Source organism: Methylosinus sp. KRF6 (genome assembly GCF_018887255.1).
Lineage (GTDB): Bacteria > Pseudomonadota > Alphaproteobacteria > Rhizobiales > Beijerinckiaceae > Methylosinus > Methylosinus sporium.
The window spans coordinates 458549-473911 of record NZ_JAHLJF010000001.1 but is presented as its reverse complement, the minus strand read 5'-3'; the positions used below and the strand labels follow the sequence as shown (position 1 = coordinate 473911).

General features: G+C 64.3%; 14 protein-coding genes. 4 read left to right on the top strand and 10 right to left on the bottom strand.

Annotated features, from left to right (window positions below; all coding sequences use genetic code 11):
• Positions 1–16 precede the first annotated feature (16 nt).
• Positions 17–928, bottom strand: coding sequence for a hypothetical protein (locus tag KP010_RS02265; RefSeq protein WP_142863992.1), 912 nt, complete (start codon positions 926–928; stop codon positions 17–19).
• Between the two features lie 170 nt (positions 929–1098).
• Positions 1099–2094 carry a UDP-glucose 4-epimerase GalE gene (galE, locus tag KP010_RS02260; RefSeq protein WP_142863993.1) on the bottom strand — a complete coding sequence of 332 codons (996 nt, stop codon included), beginning with the start codon at positions 2092–2094 and terminating at the stop codon, positions 1099–1101.
• Positions 2095–2294: 200 nt separating this feature from the next.
• On the opposite strand from galE, the gene KP010_RS02255 reads away from it, so the two are divergent.
• Positions 2295–3179, top strand: a complete 885-nt coding sequence (locus KP010_RS02255) for a UTP--glucose-1-phosphate uridylyltransferase (RefSeq protein WP_216280362.1) — start codon at positions 2295–2297, stop codon at positions 3177–3179.
• Between the two features lie 68 nt (positions 3180–3247).
• On the opposite strand, the gene irrA is transcribed toward KP010_RS02255, so the two are convergent.
• On the bottom strand, positions 3248–3730 hold the full coding sequence (gene irrA / locus KP010_RS02250) for an iron response transcriptional regulator IrrA (protein ID WP_108917636.1): 483 nt from the start codon (positions 3728–3730) through the stop codon (positions 3248–3250).
• Between the two features lie 198 nt (positions 3731–3928).
• On the opposite strand from irrA, the gene KP010_RS02245 reads away from it, so the two are divergent.
• The gene (locus KP010_RS02245) at positions 3929–5113 is read left to right on the top strand and encodes a lytic murein transglycosylase (protein WP_343219806.1); all 1185 of its coding nucleotides are present in this window, start codon (positions 3929–3931) and stop codon (positions 5111–5113) included.
• 106 nt (positions 5114–5219) lie between these two features.
• Entirely contained in the window at positions 5220–5870 is a 651-nt protein-coding gene (locus KP010_RS02240; RefSeq protein WP_108917634.1) for a Crp/Fnr family transcriptional regulator, read from the top strand.
• 48 nt (positions 5871–5918) lie between these two features.
• On the opposite strand, the gene KP010_RS02235 is transcribed toward KP010_RS02240, so the two are convergent.
• From KP010_RS02235 to KP010_RS02210, 6 genes are all read right to left on the bottom strand, one after another.
• On the bottom strand, positions 5919–6140 hold the full coding sequence (locus KP010_RS02235; protein ID WP_108917633.1) for a formate dehydrogenase subunit delta: 222 nt from the start codon (positions 6138–6140) through the stop codon (positions 5919–5921).
• A complete protein-coding gene (fdhD, locus tag KP010_RS02230) occupies positions 6130–6960 on the bottom strand; it encodes a formate dehydrogenase accessory sulfurtransferase FdhD (RefSeq protein ID WP_142863996.1) in 831 nt (276 codons plus the stop codon). Before fdhD ends, KP010_RS02235 begins: the two co-directional genes overlap by 11 nt.
• Positions 6961–7034: 74 nt before the next feature.
• Complete coding sequence (gene fdhF / locus KP010_RS02225; RefSeq protein WP_108917631.1) at positions 7035–9911, bottom strand: formate dehydrogenase subunit alpha; 2877 nt, start codon at positions 9909–9911, stop codon at positions 7035–7037.
• Between the two features lie 11 nt (positions 9912–9922).
• Positions 9923–11476 (bottom strand): NADH-quinone oxidoreductase subunit NuoF, encoded by a 1554-nt coding sequence (locus tag KP010_RS02220; RefSeq protein WP_142862104.1) that lies wholly within the window; start codon positions 11474–11476, stop codon positions 9923–9925.
• Positions 11473–11949 (bottom strand): formate dehydrogenase subunit gamma, encoded by a 477-nt coding sequence (locus KP010_RS02215; RefSeq protein ID WP_142862105.1) that lies wholly within the window; start codon positions 11947–11949, stop codon positions 11473–11475. Before KP010_RS02215 ends, KP010_RS02220 begins: the two co-directional genes overlap by 4 nt.
• A gap of 145 nt (positions 11950–12094) precedes the next feature.
• The gene (locus KP010_RS02210; protein ID WP_142862106.1) at positions 12095–12997 is read right to left on the bottom strand and encodes a LysR family transcriptional regulator; all 903 of its coding nucleotides are present in this window, start codon (positions 12995–12997) and stop codon (positions 12095–12097) included.
• A 188-nt stretch (positions 12998–13185) separates the two neighbouring features.
• Here KP010_RS02210 and proS point away from each other — a divergent pair, with 188 nt between their 5' ends.
• Entirely contained in the window at positions 13186–14730 is a 1545-nt protein-coding gene (gene proS / locus KP010_RS02205) for a proline--tRNA ligase (RefSeq protein WP_142862107.1), read from the top strand.
• Here proS and KP010_RS02200 read toward each other — a convergent pair.
• The gene (locus tag KP010_RS02200) at positions 14681–15106 is read right to left on the bottom strand and encodes an MmcQ/YjbR family DNA-binding protein (protein ID WP_142862108.1); all 426 of its coding nucleotides are present in this window, start codon (positions 15104–15106) and stop codon (positions 14681–14683) included. The genes proS and KP010_RS02200 overlap by 50 nt on opposite strands.
• Between the last annotated feature and the right edge of the window lie 257 nt (positions 15107–15363).

The window sequence follows — 15363 nt, the reverse complement described above, 5'->3', positions numbered from 1 at the left end:
GGCCGCCCCTGCTCTTTTACGCGTTCTGCGAAGCGCTCGAGGACTGAGAGCCGTGCTGAGCGACGAGATCCTTCAACAACGCCTCGACGCTCGATTGCGCGGCGCTGGCGTCGCCGCTCTTGGCGGCGGTGATCAGCGTCTTCAGATCATCGACTATGGTCGAAGAGGAAGACGAGGAATCGGTCGTCGTCGAGGACAATGAGGAGGAATCCGTCGACGATGTCGACAGCAGCGAAGCGAGATCGCTCTCGAGGCTCGCGGCGGAACTCTTCTGCGTCGTCGTATCGCCCGATTGCACCGCGCTCAGCAGCGTCGCCAGATCGGAGACGAAGGAGGACGCGGTCGAATCCGAGCTGTCGGAAGAGGAAGAGGATGCAGAAGTAGGCGGCGGAGGCGGCGCCTGCAAATGGCTCTCGATCGTCTTGGCCGTCGATTGCGCGGTCGTCGTGTCGCCCGACTGCACCGCCGAGACCAGCGTCTGCAGATCGGAGAGGAAGCCGGATTGGCCGTCCGACGAGGTCGACGATGAGCTCGCCGAGTCCGAGGTCGACGACGATTGCAACAGGCTCTGTAGGCTCGACGCGGCGGTCTTGGCCGCCTCGGTATCGCCGGCGTCGACCGCCTTCAGCAGACTGGCGACTGTCGAGGCGAAACTCGAATCCGAGGACGAAGAGGAATCGTCGCTGGAGCTGGTCGAGCTGGAATCGCTGGCGAAGAGCAGCGAGGCGAGTTGGCCCGAGCTCGGGCTGCGGAAGTCGATCGCCGAGCTGGGATCGACAGCGCTGGTCTGCGTGGTGGAGGTGGAGCTCGTCGTCGTCGAAGCGCTCGCGGCCGCCGCCGCTGTCGCGTCGTCGACGTCTTTCGGGGGACGGGAATGATGATGATAGGCGGTTTGAACCGCGCTGGAGGCCAGACTCGATATGGACATTCTGCGTATCCTGAGAAGGAGAGCGGACGCGCGAGACTGTCCGCGCGCCGCCTTACGCAAAACTTACCCGCGCCGGCCGCCCAGAGGCTATTTTTCCTAGAAATACTTGTAAAATCTGGCTATTTCTTCCCTTATCCGAAGAGTATCGGAATGTTTCTATAATATATATGCTAGGCTCCACTTTCGTTACGCGCCGCGAGCTCGCGCTCCCAATCCAACGCCTGGCGCACGATCGTCTCGAGATCATCGTGACGCGGCGTCCAGCCGAGGCGCGAGCGGATGCGGTCATTGGCGGCGACGATGGCGGCGGGATCGCCCGGCCGGCGCGCGGCGAAATCCACCTTGAAATCGACGCCGGAGACGCGCTTGACCGTTTCGATCACCTCGAGCACCGAGAAGCCATGCGCATAGCCGCAATTGCAGACGAGGCTCTCCCCGCCCCCGCGCAAATGGCGCAGCGCGTCGAGATGGGCGCGGGCGAGATCGGTGACATGGATATAGTCGCGCAGGCAGGTGCCGTCGGGCGTCGGATAATCGGTCCCGAACACCTGCATGCCGGCGCGCAGCCCCAGCGCCGCCTGCACAGCCACCTTGATGAGATGCGTCGCCTTGGGCGTCGATTGGCCGGAGCGGCCTCGAGGATCGGCGCCGGCGACATTGAAGTAGCGCAGCGCTACATAGGAGAGATCATGCGCGCGCGAGACATCCTCGAGCATCCACTCGACCATCAGCTTGGAGCGGCCATAGGGCGAGACCGGCTTCAGGCTCTCGTCCTCCGTCACCGGATTATGCTCGGGATCGCCATAGACGGCCGCGGTCGAGGAGAAGATGAAACGCCTCACGCCGGCCTCCACCGCCGCCTCCAGCAGAGCCCGCGCTTTTGCCGTATTGTTCGAATAATAGCCGAGAGGATCGGCGACGGACTCGGGGACCACGATCTTGGCCGCGAAATGAATGATCGACTGAATATCGTGCCGCGCGAAAATATCGCGCAGCAGCGCCGCGTCGCCGAAATCGCCCACGATGAGCTGAACCTCTTGCGGAACCGCCCAGCGAAACCCCGTGGAGAGATCGTCGAGCACGACGACCTTCTCGCCGGCGTCGAGCAGCTCGAGCGTCATATGGCTTCCAATATAGCCGGCGCCGCCGGTCACGAGGATGGTCATTCCGCGCCCTTCCTGCTGAAGACGTCATCACGGGAAATTAACGGGCAATGGTTAAGGACGAATCCTGGCCCGGCTCGGACTAGGCGTTGGTCTTTCGCCATTGCGGGATATTCTCGGAAAAGCGCTAGCGCCTTTTCCGAAACCCTGCTCGGGCGTCGCGCGCTCGCGCTCGGGTCACACTCGCTCGAAATGGACTAATCATGAGCAAACGCATTCGCAAGGCTGTTTTTCCTGTGGCCGGCCTCGGCACGCGCTTTCTCCCGGCGACCAAAGCGGTGCCGAAGGAAATGCTGACCGTCGTCGATCGCCCCGTGCTCCAGCATGTGGTGGACGAGGCGCGCGAGGCCGGGATCGAGCATTTCATTTTCGTGACCGGACGCAACAAGGGCGTCATCGAGGATCATTTCGACATCGCCTACGAGCTCGAGGACACGCTCAAAAGGCGCGGCAAGGTCAAGGAATATGACGCGCTGGTCGCCGATCTGCCGGCCGCCGGCGCGACGAGCTTCACCCGCCAGCAGGCGCCGCTCGGCCTCGGCCACGCCGTCTGGTGCGCGCGCGAGATCGTCGGCGACGAGCCCTTCGCCGTGCTGCTGCCCGATATGGTGACGCTCGGCAATGGCCCCAAGCAGAGCCGCTGCCTCGCCCAGGCGGTGGAGGCCTATGAGGCCCATGGCGGCAATGTGATCGCGGTGGAGGAAGTGCCGCCGGAGGAGACGCATCAATATGGCATCGTCTCCGTGGGCAAGGATTTCGGCGCCGCTTTCGAGATCACCGGAATGGTGGAGAAGCCGCCGCGCGGAACCGCGCCGAGCAATCTGATGATCTCGGGCCGCTATATTCTGCAGCCGGAGATTTTCGACATTCTGGCGAAAGGCGAGAAGGGCGCGGGCGGCGAGATTCAGCTCACCGACGGCATGGTGACGCTCAGCGGCTCACAGGCCTTCCACGGCGTGCGCTTCGACGGCAAGACCTATGACACGGGATCGAAGCTCGGCTTCCTCGCCGCCAATCTCGCCTTCGGCCTGACGCGCCCGGACATAGTCGACGGGCTGAGGGCGGAGATCGCCAAGCTGCTCGGCTGATCGGAAAAGGCCCCTCCCCGACCCTTTCCCGCGAGGGTGAGGGAGGGGCGCTAACCAAGCCTCGAAAGCTACGCCTTCCGCTTCGGCCGCAGCCGGATGATGACGTCGCAGCCGACGATCTCCATGCCCTCGGGCGGAGCGGGCAGCTTGGCGAATTCGATGGAGCCGTCCACCACGTCGAACATGCGCTTGCTGACCTCATCCATGAAATGATGATGCGGCGCGGTGCGTGTGTGGAAATAGGTGCGCGGTCCCTGCACGGCGATCTCCCGCAGCAGGCCGACGTCGGCGAATTGGTTGAGCGTGTTGTAGACGGTCGAGAGCGACATTTGCAGCCCGGCCTCGCGCGCTTCGGCGTGGAGCGCTTCGGCGCTCACATGGCGGTCGCCATTGCCATAGAGCAGCTTGCTGAGCGAGATGCGCTGCGAGGTGGGACGAAGGCCCGCCGCCCGCAGCTTGGCCTTCAGCTCATGCTCCTCCTTGGCGGGAACCGCCTTTTTTCCGAGTTGGATCGGCGCACGAAAATTCGTAATCATGGGGTGATGCGTCATTTCCGTTTCGCCTCAGATCCTGTCCTGCTCGCGGCTCCTAGTGGAAGTCGAGACATGCCGATTGAAAACGCAGCGCAGCGAAGTGTCAAACAAAATGGCCAAAAGTGTAAAGATTCCAAAGAATGGCCAAGCTCGTGGGCAATTCTGCAACAAACTTTCGGCCACGCTCGCGCCAGTCGCCGCGACGTGTTCAGAACATTGCCCGCCGTTTTCCTACTCTTTGTCCTGACGGCTATTTTCAGTTCCTTCGCCGCCGCGCAGGAAAGCGCCGGCGATTCAGATCTCGCGCATTTCCTGCAGCGATTATGGCCAGCGGCGCAGGACGCAGGGGTCTCGCGCGAGACTTTCGATTCCGCGGTCGCGGGCCTGACCGTGGAGCCTGGATTGCTGCGGCGCCCACAGGCTCAAGCCGAGTTCACCATTTCCATCCCCTCCTATGTCGCCGGCGCCGTGAGCGCGGCGCGTGTCCAACAGGGACGCGCGCTCTCGGGCGAGCTCTCCGCGCCGCTGGCGACGATCGAGGAGCGCAGCGGCGTTCCTTCCGAGATCGCTCTCGCCATACTCGGGGTCGAAAGCAATTTCGGTTCCGCGACCGGCGGCGCCGACACGCTGCGCGTGCTGGCGACGCTGGCCTTCGCCGGCCATAGGGGCGCGATCTTCGCGGACGAATTCGTCGCGGCGCTCGTCATGCTGCAGCGGGGCGACGTCACCCGCACGCGGCTGCGCGGCTCTTGGGCCGGCGCCATGGGACAGCCGCAATTTCTGCCCAGCGCCTATCTGAAATATGCGACGAGCTATGCGGGCGGCGCCGCGCCCGACATTTGGACGAACCGGCTCGATTCGCTGGCCTCCATCGCCAATTTTCTGAAATTCTCCGGCTGGGACCCGCGCCTGCCTTGGGGCCTCGAGGTCATCCTGCCCAAAAATTTCGACTATGCCGACTTCGATCTCGACTTCGCGCAATGGCGCGCGCTCGGCCTCGCCGCGGCGAATGGCGAAGCGCTGCCGGCGAGCGGCCCGGCGAGCCTCTATCTGCCGGCCGGCGCGGCGGGGCCGGCCTTTCTCATCACCGATAATTTCGAGGTGATTCGCAAATACAACACATCCGACGCCTATGCGCTGTCGATCGGCCTGCTCGCCGACCGAATCGCCGGGCGGCGCGCGCCCGTCGCCCCCTGGCCGAAGAAGATCGCGGCCCTCTCCACCGCCGACTGCAAGGAACTGCAACGCCTGCTCGCCGCGCGCGGCTTCTATCGCGGCGCCATCGACGGCAAGCTCGGCCGCACCAGCCGCAACGCCGTGCATGCCTTTCAGCTGAGCGAAGGTCTGCAGCCGGCGGACGGCTTCGCCACCAAGGACGTGCTGCAGCGGCTCGCGCGCTGAGCCTGTCGCGCCGAAGCTGCAGACGTCAACGCGAGAAATAAGCTATCTGTGACGCTGAAGAGGCGTCGAGCCGCTCCGCGAGAGCTCCGCCCGCCTGGAGACTTACGTGAGCGATCATATTCTGTATCTGGTGATCGCGGCCTCGTGGACGCAGTCGGTGGCGGCTGTGGCTTCCGCCTATTCGAAGACGATGATCCGCCTGCGGATCGCATCCATGATCGCGAATTTCCTCGGCGTCATCGTCGGCGCGGCGAGCGGCAATATGGCCGTGCTGGTGCGCCACCTCATTCTGTTTCCGCTCGACCTCACGCGGCTGCGCGAGATGCGCAAGCTGGTGGCGAGCGTGAAGCGCGCGGCGGATGGCGAGCTGAAGGTCGAATGGCTGAAGCCGTTCATGCATCCATGCAGCGTGAAGGCCGGCGCGCTTTTGTTTCGCAAAGGCGAGGAGGCCGACCGCGCCTATATGCTGATCGAAGGCGAGATCGAGCTCTCGGAGATGGGGATCGTCCTACCCCCGGGAACATTGTTCGGGGAAATGGCGCTATTCACGACGCAAGGCCTGCGCACGGCCACCGCGCGCGCCCGCGACGATTGTCGGCTGCTATCGATCACTTACGAAGAATTCGAGCAGCTCTATTTCCAGAACCCGCAATTCGGGCTCTATCTCGTTCGGCTGATCGTTCGGCGCTGTCAGACAAACATGCAGCAGCTCGAGGCCGTCGCCTGGCGCGGAACAACGGAAGATGTCGGCGCCTGAATCGAGGCGCTTGTCGCCGAGCAGACGCGACAAGGCTGCCGCTCGGCGCTATTTCGTAGCGAGCTTCTGCACCGCCTGCAGCGGCACCTCGTCGAGGCCCGCGCCGCCATGGGCGACATGATCGATGATGCCGGCGCGCATACGCGGGTCCCAGAATTTCTTCAAATGCTCGGCCGTGCCGGCCACCGCGTCGGAATGCCTCTGCGCAGCGAAGAATTTGCCGATCTGATTGGCCATTTTGACGAGCCGGTCAGCCGAATTATGCGACATGGGTAGAGACCTGTTCCAGAATGCGTTCGGGGTGGGTGAAGATTTCGAAGTCGCGGCCGCGCACGACCGCCACCAAGGTCATGCCACATTTCTCCGCCGTGCGCACGGCCAGAGCCGTCGGCGCGGAGACTGCGGCGATAATAGGCGCGCCGATGCGGGCGGCCTTTTGAACGAGCTCGACGGAAATGCGGCTCGTCATCAGCACGACGCCCTGCGCTGCTGGAAGCCGCTGACGCGCCAGCGCGCCGGCGAGCTTGTCCAGCGCATTGTGGCGGCCGACATCCTCGCGGACGATCAGCGCATCCGACTCCGGCGCCCAGAAAGCGGCGGCGTGGACGGCGCGCGTCTCGCGATTGAGCATTTGCGCGCCCGGCAGACGATCCATGGCGGCGACGAGCGCCGTCGACGAGACGCGCAGCGCATTGGCGAGAACCGGCAGCGGCCGGCTCGCCTGCTCGAGGCTTTCGATGCCGCAGAGGCCGCAGCCGGTCGGCCCGGCCATGGAGCGCTTGCGCGCGGCATAAACTTCCTGCCGTCCGCCGGCGAGCCAGCTGCGCAGCTCTATGCCGGCCTCGGAGGCGACGATCTCGAAATTGCCGGCCTCGTCGATCGAATCGATGAGGCCTTCGGTGAGCGCGAAGCCGATCGAGAAATCCTCGAGATCGGCCGGCGTCGCCATCATCACCGCGTGCGTGGAGCCGCCATAGGTGAAGGCGATGGGGGTCTCTTCCGGGATGATGCGGGAGCTGTCCGACAGAGCATCATTGCGCCGCACGATGCACGGAACGCGAATGCTGGCCGCGGGGAGGTCCTCGTTCATCCAGATCTATCTCCAGCGCGCGCCCCTTCTCCCGCTTGCGGGAGAAGGGGCGCGCCCATCGATACCGCTCTGCTCTACTCCGCGGCCGTCGCGATGCGACGGGCGTTCTCGGAAAGCTCGCGATATTGCTCCTGCCACTCGGTCGGACCGTTGGAGGGCGAGATCTGCACCGCCGTCACCTTATATTCGGGGCAATTGGTGGCCCAATCCGAATTATCGGTGGTCACGACATTCGCCTGCGAGAGCGGGTGATGGAAGGTGGTGTAGACGACGCCCGGCGCCACGCGATCCGTGACCTTGGCGTGCAGCGTGATCTCGCCGGCGCGGCTCGCGATGCGCACCCAATCCCCATCGCGCACGCCGCGCAGCTCGGCGTCATGCGGATGGATCTCGAGCACGTCCTCCTCGTGCCAACGGCTGTTCTCGGTGCGGCGGGTCTGCGCGCCGACATTGTACTGAGACAGGATGCGGCCCGTCGTCAGCAGCAGCGGGAAGCGCGGCCCGGTCTTCTCGTCGGTGGGAACATATTCGGTGATGACGAACTTGCCCTTGCCGCGCGTGAAGCCGCTGATGTGCATGATCGGCATGCCTTCCGGCGCGGCGTCATTGCATGGCCACTGAACCGAGCCGTCCTTCTCGAGCTTCTCATAGGAGACATTCTTGAAGGTCGGCGTCAGCCGCGCGATCTCATCCATGATCTCGCTCGGATGCGAATAGTTCCAGTCGAGGCCGAAGGCCTTGGCGAGCATTTGGGTGATCTCCCAATCGCCATAGCCGTTCTTCGGGCTCATCACCTTGCGGATGCGCTGGATGCGGCGCTCGGCGTTGGTGAAAGTGCCGTCCTTCTCGAGGAAGCTCGCGCCCGGCAGGAAGACATGGGCGTAATGCGCGGTCTCGTTCAGGAAGAGATCCTGCACGATGACGCATTCCATCGCCGACAGAGCCGCCGAGACATGCTTGGTGTCCGGGTCGGACTGCAGAATGTCCTCGCCCTGGCAATAGAGGCCCATGAACTCGCCGGCGATCGCCGCGTCGAACATATTGGGAATGCGCAAGCCCGGCTCATTGTCGAGTTCGACGCCCCAGGCCTGCTCGAAGCTGTGACGCACATCGTCGTTGGAGACGTGGCGATAGCCGGGCAGCTCATGCGGGAAAGAGCCCATGTCGCAGGAGCCCTGCACATTGTTCTGTCCACGCAGCGGGTTCACGCCGACGCCGCGGCGGCCGAGATTGCCGGTCGCCATTGCAAGATTGGCGATGGCCATGACGGTGGTCGAGCCCTGGCTGTGCTCGGTGACGCCGAGGCCATAATAGATGGCCGCGCGGCCGCCGGTGGCGTAGAGGCGCGCCGCGGCGCGAATCTCTTCCGCCGGGACGCCCGAGAGCTTCTCGACCTCTTCCGGGCTGTTGCGATCGTCGGAGACGAAAGCCGCCCAATCCTGGAACTCGTCCCAATCGCAACGCTCGCGCACGAAGGCTTCATTGACGAGGCCTTCCTTGACGATCACATGCGCCAGAGCGGTGACGACCGCGACATTGGTGCCGGGCTTCAGCGCCAGATGATGATCGGCCGAGATGTGGGGCGAGCGCACCAGATCGATGCGGCGCGGATCGACGACGATGAGCTTGGCGCCATCGCGCAGGCGCTTCTTCATGCGCGAGCCGAACACAGGATGCGCGTCGGTCGGATTGGCGCCGATCACCAGAATGACGTCGGAATCGTCGACCGAGTCGAAGTCCTGCGTGCCCGCCGAGGTGCCGAAAGCCTGATTGAGGCCATAGCCCGTCGGCGAATGGCAGACGCGCGCGCAAGTGTCGGTGTTGTTGTTGCCGAAGCCGGCGCGGGTCAGCTTCTGGACGAGATAGGTCTCCTCATTGGTGCAACGCGAGGAGGTGATCACGCCGACAGAACGCTTGCCATGCTTCTCGATGATCGACTTGAAACGATCCGCCGCGAAGGCGATGGCCTCGTCCCAGGACACGACGCGCCAGGGATCGGTCGCCTTGTCGCGGATCATCGGCGAGGTGACGCGCTCCTTGTGCAGCGCATAGCCATAAGCGAAGCGGCCCTTGATGCAGCTATGGCCGTGATTGGCCTTGCCGTCCTTCCAGGGAACCATGCGGACGATCTCCTCGCCGCGCATTTCCGCCTTGAAGGTGCAGCCGACGCCGCAATAGGCGCAGGTGGTGACTTCCGAATGCTCCGGCTGGCCGACGGCGATCACCGATTTCTCGGTCAAGGTCGCGGTCGGGCAGGCCTGCACGCAGGCGCCGCAGGAGACGCATTCGGAATCCATGAACGCCTCGGCCATGCCGGGCGAGACGCGGCTGTCGAAGCCGCGGCCGTCGATCGTCAGCGCGAAAGTGCCTTGAGTCTCCTCGCAGGCGCGAACGCAACGATTGCAGACGATGCATTTCGACGGATCATAGGTGAAATAGGGATTGGATTCGTCCTTCGGCATCCAATCGAAATTCGCCTTGCCGTCGACGCGGCTGCGGGCGAACACATGGTTGGAGCCGTCATAGCCATAGCGCACGTCGCGCAGGCCCACGGCGCCCGCCATCGTCTGCAGCTCGCAATCGCCATTGGCGGCGCAAGTCAGACAGTCGAGCGGATGGTCGGAGATATAGAGCTCCATCACGCCGCGGCGGATCGCCTTGAGGCGCGGCGTCTGCGTGTGCACGCTCATGCCCGGCAGCACCGGCGTGGTGCAGGAGGCCGGCGTGCCATAGCGGCCATCGATCTCGACGACGCAGAGACGGCAGGAGCCGAAGGCCTTCAGGCTGTCGGTGGCGCAGAGCTTGGGGATTTCCGTCCCCAGCTCCATGGCGGCGCGCATGATGGACGTGCCTTCCGGCACGGTGACCGATACGCCGTCGATCGTCAGAGTGACTTCTTTCTCGGACTTCGACGCGGGCGTGCCGTAATCGATTTCTTTGACGAGGCTCATGGCTTTGCTCCTCACTCGGCGGCGGCGGGAAGCGTCGCTTTGCGGAAATCTTCTGGATAATGACGAAGGGCGCTCTCGACCGGATATGGGGCGAAGCCTCCGAGCGCGCAGAGGGAGCCGAACTTCATCGTGTTGCAGAGGTCGGACAGCAGCTCGATATTCGCCTCCACATCGACGCCTTCGACGATCTTGTCGATCGTCTCGACGCCGCGGGTGGAGCCGATGCGGCAGGGCGTGCATTTGCCGCAGCTCTCTATGGCGCAGAACTCCATGCCGAAGCGCGCCATTTGCGCCATGTCCACGGTGTCGTCGAAAACGACGAGGCCGCCATGGCCGATCAGGCTGTCGTGCTTCTGGAACGCCTCATAGTCGAAAGGCGTGTCGAACAGCGACGGGGGCACATAGGCGCCGAGCGGGCCGCCGCATTGCACGGCGCGCACCGGACGGCCGGTCAGAGTGCCGCCGCCGATGTCGTTGACGATCTCGCCCAAAGTCAGGCCGAAGGGCGTCTCATAGAGGCCGCCGAACTTCACATTGCCGGCGATCTGCAGCGGCATGGTGCCGCGCGAGCGGCCGACGCCGAGGGAAGCGTAATATTCGCCGCCCTTGGCGAGGATCGCGGGGGCGGTGGCGAGCGTCAGGACATTGTTGACGACCGTGGGGCGACCCATGAAGCCGACATGCGCCGGCAGCGGCGGCTTGGCGCGCACAATGCCGCGATGGCCCTCGAGGCTCTCCAGCAGAGAGGTCTCCTCACCGCAGACATAGGCGCCGGCGCCGATGCGCAGCTCTATGTCGAAGGCGAAGCCGGAGCCGCGCACATTCTCGCCGAGCCAGCCGGCCTTGCGCGCCGCCTCCAGCGCCTCGGTGAGCACCTCGGCGCATTGCGGATATTCCGCCCGCAGATAGATGAAGCCCTTGCTCGCGCCGATGGCGTAGCCGCAGATCGTCATGCCTTCGATGAGGACGAAGGGATCGCCCTCCATCACCATGCGATCGGCGAAAGTGCCCGAGTCGCCCTCGTCGGCGTTGGTGACGACGTAGCGGCGGTCGGCCGGAGCGTCGGCGACCGTCTTCCATTTGAAGCCGGCCGGGAAGCCCGCGCCGCCGCGGCCGCGCAGGCCGGACTTCGTCACTTCCTCTATGACCTTGGCCGGGCCGATCTCGAAGGCCTTGGCGAGCCCCTGCCCGCCGCCATGGGCGACGTAATCATCGAGATTCACGGGGTCGATAATTCCGACGCGCTCGAAGGTCACGCGCGTCTGCTTGGCCCAATAGGGATGCTCCTCGACCTTGCCGATGGAGAGCGGATGCGCGCCGCCCTTCAGAAAGCCGGCGTCGAACAGCGACGGAACGTCCGAGGGCTTCACATTGCCGTAGCCGATGCGGCCTTCCGGCGTCTCGACCTCGACCAGAGGCTCGAGCCAGAGCAGGCCGCGCGAGCCGTTGCGAATGATCTGAATGGTCTCGCCGCGCGCGGCGGCCTCTTTTTCAATGGCGGCGAGGACGCGCTTGGCGCCCACCGCGAGCGCGGCCATGTCGCGGGGCACATAAATCTTGGTCATGATTTTTGCGCCTCCGACGCCAGCTCGTCCAGAATCTCCGCATCGACGCGGCCGATCGGCTCGCCGTCGTAGAGAGCGCCGGGGCTGTGAGCGCAAAGGCCGAGGCAATAGACCGCCTCGACCGTCAGCGAGCCGTCATTGGCGGTCCCGCCCCATTCGAGCTTGATACGCTCGAGGAAGTCCTTGGCGATCTTCTCCGATCCCATGGACTGACAGGACTCCGCGCGGCACAGCTTCAGCACATGGCGGCCGGCCGGCGCGTGGCGGAAGTCGTGATAGAAAGTGACGACGCCATGCATCTCGGCCCGGGAGATGTTCAGCGACTGCGCCAATTGCGGCACGACGGCCTCGGGCACATAGCCGAATTCTTCCTGGATAGCATGCAAGATAGGCAGGGCAGGACCCTCGAGCCCGAGATGGGCGTCGATGATCTCCTGCGCCCGCGCCTCGTTCCACGGAACAGCGCCAGACATTTCTTCCCCGTTCTTATCGAGCCGGCCCGTTCTTGAAGAGCGGACCTTTGTGAGCGACAGCCGCCCATTTTAGGTAATTGCCCCAACAGTGCCGCAAAAAGCCGGCGGGATCAATAATCTGGAACAGTTACACGATAGGCGAATCCTATAGATCGCCAACTATCGGATTCCGCGCGAGCTTCTTCGCCTCGGCGACCAGCGCTGCGACCTGCGGAATGGTCGGCTCGCGGTGCGGGACGACCAAACCGATCTCATGGACCGCCTCGGGCTCGACGATGGGAATAGAGCGCAAAGGGGCGGTGACGCGCAGCGAGTCGACCAGCTTTTCGGGTAGGATGGTCGCCCAGCGTCCAGTCTTCACATGGGCGAAGAGCACGATGACCGAATTCGATTCGAGCGCGGGCTCGGGCTCGCCGCCGGCGTCGCGAATCAGCCGCTCGACGATGCGGCGATTCTGCATGTCGGGCGTCAGCAGGCAGAGCGGGATGAGGCCGACCTCGGCCCAGCTCACCTTGTCGCGATTGCCGAGCGGATTGTCGGCGGCGGTCAGCAGCCGGTAGCGCTCGGAGAACAGCGGCACTGTGCGCACGCGGCCCAAGGGCTCGTTGTCGAGATAGGTGAGGCCGGCGTCGATCTCGAGATTGTCCAGCATGGACAAGATCTCGGTCGAAGAGCTGGTCAGAATGGTGAAGCGCACATTGGGGTGCTTTTCGCGGAAGGGCGTCGTCAGCGCCGGCACCATGGTCAGCGCCGTGGGAATGGCGGCGATCTTGAGCTGGCCGCCGAGCCCCTCCTTCAGCGTGCGGACCTCCTGGCGCATCGCCCGCGCGTCGGCGACGATGCGTTTGGCCCACTCCAGCACGCGCTCGCCCTCGGCGGTGAGGCTATGGAAGCGCGAGGAGCGATTGACGAGCAGGACGCCGAGACTGTCCTCGAGCTGCTTGATCCCGGCCGAGAGCGTCGGCTGCGTGACGCCGCACAGCTCGGCGGCGCGGGAAAAGCTGCGCTCTTTGGCGACGGTGATGAAGAATTCCAGCTTGTCGATCAAGTTGCGCTCGCGCTCCCTCTCGCGCCCTCGCGGGACCTTATGGGACGCTGGCGGGAATTATATACATAATGGCCCAGCTCGGCGAATGCCTCGCACGAATGGAGGAGGTCGTCGCTCCGCTCGCCATGACGGCGGGCTTGGGCTATCTCTCCGCTCAGAGCCCCTAGAATCACATCCCGAAGGCAAAGATGAAACGCGCTCTGTCGGTCACGAGAGAAGAGAATTTCGCGCAATGGTATCAGGCCGTCGTCGCCGAGGCCGATATGGCCGAGACGAGCCCCGTGCGCGGCTGCATGATCGTCAAGCCCTGGGGCTATGGCGTCTGGGAGCTGATCCAGGGCGCGCTCGACCGGCGCATCAAAGAGACCGGCCACGACAATTGCTATTTTCCGCTGTTCATCCCCATGAGCTTCATCGCTCAGGAGGCGAGCCATGTCGAAGGCTTCGCCAAGGAGATGGCGGTCGTCACCCATCACCGGCTGAAGGCCGTCGACGGCAAGCTCGTCGTCGATCCCGACTCCAAGCTCGAGGAGCCGCTGATCGTGCGGCCAACCTCGGAGACGATCATCGGCGACGCCTTCCGCCGCTGGGTCTCCTCGCATCGCGACCTGCCCGTGCTCATCAATCAATGGGCCAATGTCGTGCGCTGGGAGATGCGCACGCGGCTCTTTTTGCGCACCAGCGAATTCCTCTGGCAGGAGGGCCACACCGCCCATGCCGACGAGGCCGACGCACGGGAAGAGACGCGCAAAATGCTCGAGGTCTATCGGCAGATCGTCGAGGATGTGCTCGCCGTTCCGGTGATCGCCGGCGAGAAGCCGGAGAATGAGCGCTTCCCCGGCGCCGTGAACACTTATTCCATCGAAGCCATGATGCAGGACGGCAAGGCGCTGCAGGCCGGCACGTCGCATTATCTCGGAACCAATTTCGCCCATGCGCAGAATATCCGCTTCCAGAGCGCGAGCGGCGAGCTAGAGTATTGCCATACGACGAGCTGGGGCGTCTCGACGCGACTCATCGGCGGCGTCATCATGACCCATGGCGACGATGACGGGCTGCGCCTGCCGCCCGCCATCGCCCCGCGCCAAGTGGTGATCGTGCCCATGCTGCGCGAGAAGCCCGAGGACGCCGAGGTTCTGGCCTTCTGCGACCGGCTGAAAGCCGAGCTGGACGGGCTCTACGCGCTGGGCGCGCCTTTGCGCACGATCGTCGACAAGAAGCCGGCGCGCGCCGCCAATAAGCGCTGGGATTGGGTGCGCCGCGGCGCGCCGATCATTCTCGAGATCGGCCCGCGCGACGCCGCCAATGACGTTGTGACGCTGATCCGCCGCGATCGGCTGCGCGACGGCGACAAGATCGTCTCGTCGGCGACGCCCCGCGAGGAATTCGTGAGCGCGGTCCCTGCCCTGCTCGCGGAAATCCAGGCGGCGCTGTTCGCCGAGGCCAAGGCGCGCCTCGAGGCGAATATTCGCTCCGATCTGACGAGCTTCGCCGAGATCGCCGATTATTTCGGCAAGGCGGCGGAGGACGACGAGGCCGCGGCCTTCAAAGGCTGGGTGCGCGCGCCCTGGGCGCGGCCGACCGGCCCCGAGCTCGAGGAGGTGGAGACGCGGCTGAAGGCGCTGAAGCTGACGCTGCGCAATATTCCGCTCCAGCAGAGCGCGCCGAAGGGCGTTTGCGTCTTCACCGGCCGGCCTGCGGTGGAGGAGATTTTGATCGCTCGCGCTTATTGAGCGCGGGCGTAGAGCCGCCGCTATCGAGCCCGAGCGCGATGCGTTTCTTCTTCGAGAGGCCTTGCGAAACGATGTCGTGGGACTGACGAATGTAGTCCCGGAGTTCGTCGTCCGATAGTCCGGGCCTCGCAAAATGCTGGATCCATTTCAAGCCACGCGAGGCGAGATACGGCGCCGGCCGCAAGCCCGGCTGCTCCGCGAGCACTTCATATGCAATGTCGCTCACCTTGAAAGTGAAGCTCGGCTCGTCATCCTGCCACCCGCCGATCGCGAAGACTTTCTCGCCGACTTTCCAGACCTGCGATCCACCCCACTGGACCACATGTGTCGTAGCGGGAAGCGACCGACAAAATATGTTGAATTCCTCGTAAGTCATGTCGATTGGTCCTATTTTTGTTCTGGAATCGATGCGCCTTGCCGATCATGATTTTGGTCGGACTATAAAGCTTCCGCGTGAATGCTTCGCACGCCACATGGTCGTCCCCCAGGAGCCCGAGCGACGACGCGAGCTGGAGCAGTGTCTGGCGTCTGCTCTCAGCTTTCGCGGTCATCAGCTACACGTCCAATTGGGCCTATGTCCTTTTCGCCGCGCTCGATCGCGTCGCCCCGCCGCACGGCGCTCTCGGCGCCGAA